At 71.4% G+C, this 3463-nt stretch carries 5 protein-coding genes; all 5 read left to right on the forward strand.

The window, feature by feature from the left end; all coding sequences use genetic code 11:
- Window positions 1-130 precede the first annotated feature (130 nt).
- The 5 genes from rpmF to HUU95_RS11485 all read left to right on the forward strand — a co-directional run bounded on the left by rpmF (window position 131) and on the right by HUU95_RS11485 (window position 3052).
- Window positions 131-310 carry a 50S ribosomal protein L32 gene (gene rpmF, locus HUU95_RS11465; RefSeq protein ID WP_174280229.1) on the forward strand — a complete coding sequence of 60 codons (180 nt, stop codon included), beginning with the start codon at window positions 131-133 and terminating at the stop codon, window positions 308-310.
- A gap of 26 nt (window positions 311-336) precedes the next feature.
- Complete coding sequence (gene plsX, locus HUU95_RS11470) at window positions 337-1386, forward strand: phosphate acyltransferase PlsX (RefSeq protein ID WP_174280230.1); 1050 nt, start codon at window positions 337-339, stop codon at window positions 1384-1386.
- Complete coding sequence (locus tag HUU95_RS11475) at window positions 1383-2351, forward strand: beta-ketoacyl-ACP synthase III (RefSeq protein ID WP_174280231.1); 969 nt, start codon at window positions 1383-1385, stop codon at window positions 2349-2351. The genes plsX and HUU95_RS11475 overlap by 4 nt, the downstream gene beginning before the upstream one ends.
- Before the next feature lie 70 nt (window positions 2352-2421).
- Complete coding sequence (locus HUU95_RS11480) at window positions 2422-2721, forward strand: integration host factor subunit alpha (protein WP_174280233.1); 300 nt, start codon at window positions 2422-2424, stop codon at window positions 2719-2721.
- Between the two features lie 4 nt (window positions 2722-2725).
- Window positions 2726-3052, forward strand: a complete 327-nt coding sequence (locus HUU95_RS11485) for a MerR family transcriptional regulator (protein ID WP_174280232.1) — start codon at window positions 2726-2728, stop codon at window positions 3050-3052.
- The last annotated feature ends 411 nt before the right edge of the window (window positions 3053-3463 follow it).

A 3463-nucleotide genomic window follows, 5' to 3' on the forward strand; every position in this document is an offset into this window, starting at 1 on the left:
GCTTGCAACGCGGGCGCGTTCGGCTATAGGCGCGCGCTTCGCGATGCGCCCGGCCGGACGCCCGCGTCGGTCCGGCCGGCGCGCGACCGGCTTCGACGCTGCCACCACGTTCAAGGAAAAGGCGCCAGCCATGGCCGTCCCCAAGAGAAAGACCTCGCCCTCGCGTCGCGGCATGCGCCGCTCGCACGACGCGCTGACCGCGCCGGCGTTTCAGGAATGCCCGAACTGCGGCGAGCTGCGGCGGCCGCATAATATCTGCCAGGCATGCGGCCATTATAACGGGCGAGAGATCTTCGCGACCGGGGCCTGACCCGGACGACGAGACCTGATCGCGCGATGACCGAGGGGTCCACCATCGCCATCGACGCCATGGGCGGCGACGAGGGACCGGCGGTGATGCTGGCCGGAGTCGCGTTGGCGCGGGCACGCCACCGGGGCCTGCGCTTCCTGCTGGTCGGCGACGAGGCGGTGCTCCGCCCCGAGCTCGCGCGCCATTCGGGGATCGCCGGCACCGAGATCGTGCACGCGCCCGAGGTGATCGATGGCAGCGAGAAGCCGAGCCAGGCGATCCGCCGCGCCAAGCGCACCTCCATGGGGATCGCCATCGATCTGGTGAAGCGCGGCAGGGCCGGCGCCGCCGTGTCGGCGGGCAATACGGGCGCGCTGATGGCGATGGCCAAGCTGGCATTGCGCACGCTGCCGGGCATCGACCGGCCCGCGCTGGCGGCGCCGCTGCCGACGCTGGGCGCCAACGACGTGGTGGTGCTGGACCTGGGGGCGAACACGGAGGTGGACGCCAGCAACCTCGTCCAGTTCGCGGTGATGGGCGCGGCCTATGCGCGCATCCTGTTCGACCTCGACAGCCCCCGCGTCGCGCTGCTCAACATCGGCTCGGAAGACCAGAAGGGCACGGACGAGATCAAGCAGGCGGCGGCCAGCCTGCGCGATGCCGCGCTGCCGCTGACCTTCACCGGCTTCGTCGAGGGCGACCGGCTGGCGCGCGGCGACCATGACGTGATCGTCTGCGACGGCTTTGCGGGCAACATCGCGCTCAAGACCGCCGAGGGCACCGCGCGGTTCGTCGCCGACCTGCTGCGCCGCGCCTTCTCCTCGTCCACCCGGTCCAGGATCGGCTTCCTGATCTCGCGCCCGGCGACGCAGTTGCTGCGCGATCATCTCGATCCCAACAACCACAATGGCGCCGTCTTCCTGGGGCTGAACGGCGTGGTGGTGAAGAGCCATGGCGGCGCCACCGCCGGCGGCGTCGCGACCGCGATCGGCAACGCCGCGCGGATGGCGGCGGGCGACCTGACGCGACGCATCGCCGACGACCTGCTCAGCTTCGGCCCGAGCGTCGGCCCAAGTGTCGGCAGAGCGCCGGCATGAGGCGCGCCGTCATCGCGGGAACCGGTTCGGCGCTTCCCGTGCGCCGCGTCTCCAACGCGGAGCTGGCGCGGGAGGTCGACACGTCCGACGAATGGATCGTCGAGCGCACCGGCATCCGCTTCCGCCACATCGCCGGACCCGACGAGACGACGGGCACGCTCGCCACCGACGCGGCAAAGGCGGCGCTGGCGGCGGCGGGGCTGGTGGCGACCGACATCGATCTGATCGTGCTCGCCACCGCGACGCCCGACCAGACCTTTCCCGCCACCGCGACCAAGGTGCAGGCGGCGCTGGGCATCCCCGATTGCGTCGCGTTCGACCTCCAGGCGGTGTGCTCGGGCTTTCTGTACGCGGTGCAGGTCGCCGACGCGATGCTCAAGACGGGCATCCACGCCCGCGCGCTGGTGATCGGCGCGGAGACGTTCAGCCGCATCCTCGACTGGGAGGACCGCGCCACCTGCGTCCTGTTCGGCGACGGTGCCGGCGCGATCGTGCTGGTGGCGCAGGACACGGCGGACGACGGCGGGGCGGGCATCCTCGCGACGCGGCTCCACGCGGACGGGCGCCACAACGAGCTGCTCTATGTCGACGGCGGCGTCTCCACGACGGGCACGGTCGGCAAGCTGCGGATGAAGGGCCGCGAGGTGTTCCGCCACGCCGTCACCAACCTGGCGGCGGTGATGACGGAGACTCTGGCGCTGGCCGGGCTGTCGGCCGACGCGGTCGATTGGGTCGTGCCCCACCAAGCCAACGCCCGCATCCTCGACGCGACCGCGCGCAAGCTGGGCCTGCCGTCCGAGAAGGTGATCGTGACGGTCGACCAGCATGCCAACACCTCCGCCGCGTCCGTGCCGCTGGCGCTTGACGCAGGTGTCCGCGACGGGCGCGTGCGGCGCGGCGACCTTCTGGTGCTGGAGGCAATGGGTGGCGGCTTCACCTGGGGGGCGGCGATCGTCCGCTATTGATCGCGCGGGGTTTTCGCGGGCGATGACCTGGGTTATGACCCGTGGGGGAAGGGAGACAGACGCCGTGTTGATGACACCCGTGGGCACGCTGACGCGCGCCGACCTGGTCGAGGCGTTGAACAAGGAGATCGGGTTGAGCCGCGCCGATTCGGCCAAGGTGGTCGAGCAGATCCTGCACGAGATGTGCGCGGGTCTATCGCGGGGCGAGAACGTCAAGATCTCCGGCTTCGGCACCTTCGTGCTGCGCGACAAGGGCGAGCGCGTCGGGCGCAATCCCAAGACGGGCGTCGAGGTGCCGATCGCGCCGCGTCGCGTGCTGACCTTTCGCGCCAGCCAGATGATGCGCGATCGCATCGTCGCCGCCGGCTGAGGCGGTGGCGGACGGCCCCGCGAAGGCGGACGGCGCGTTCCGCACGATCGGCGAGCTGTCGCGCGAGCTGGGGCTGGCGCCGCACATCCTGCGCTATTGGGAAAGCCGCTTCCCGCAGCTCCGCCCGCTCACCCGCGCCGGCGGGCGGCGCTATTACCGCGCCGCCGACATCGCGCTGGTCAAGCGCATCGACCAGGTGCTCAACCGCGACGGCTATACGATCAAGGGCGCGCAGCAGCTGCTGGGCTTAAAGGCGCCACCGGCGGCGGACCCGACGGCGACGCTGCGCGCGATCCGCGATGCGCTGGCCGCGGCGCTGGCGGCGGATTGAGCGCGGGCGTCGCCGGCATCGCGGCGCGGAAGCAGGGCTGTAGCTCATCGTGAACGGATCGACCCTTCTTCCCTGGACCGACCCGGCTACGAAGCCGCATTCGACAAGTCCCGGCATTGATGTGACATCGCCGATGTCGGTTCCAGAACGGGACGGATGGTGGCCCCGGCATGGTCCTTTACGGGCCGGTCGCGCTGTACGACACTGCGCCGGCCGGCGGCGGTGAGTCGTCAGGTCGGGGTCGAGGGTGCGTGGGGGCATGCTGAACGGCTGGAAGGCGATCGCCGGCCATCTGCGCCGCGACGAGCGCACCGCGATGCGGTGGGCGGCCGAACGCGGCCTGCCGATCCACCGGCTGCCCGGGCGCGGACGCGGGTCGGTCTACGCGCTCGCCGACGAGCTCGACCGCTG

This window comes from Sphingomonas bacterium (assembly GCF_903643065.1).
GTDB lineage: Bacteria > Pseudomonadota > Alphaproteobacteria > Sphingomonadales > Sphingomonadaceae > Sphingomonas.

Coding starts and splice junctions, on each gene's coding strand:
- rpmF (WP_174280229.1), top strand. CDS start 131: ATGGCCGTCCCCAAGAGAAAGACCTCGCCCTCGCGTCGCGGCATGCGC.
- plsX (WP_174280230.1), top strand. CDS start 337: ATGACCGAGGGGTCCACCATCGCCATCGACGCCATGGGCGGCGACGAG.
- HUU95_RS11475 (WP_174280231.1), top strand. CDS start 1,383: ATGAGGCGCGCCGTCATCGCGGGAACCGGTTCGGCGCTTCCCGTGCGC.
- HUU95_RS11480 (WP_174280233.1), top strand. CDS start 2,422: ATGACACCCGTGGGCACGCTGACGCGCGCCGACCTGGTCGAGGCGTTG.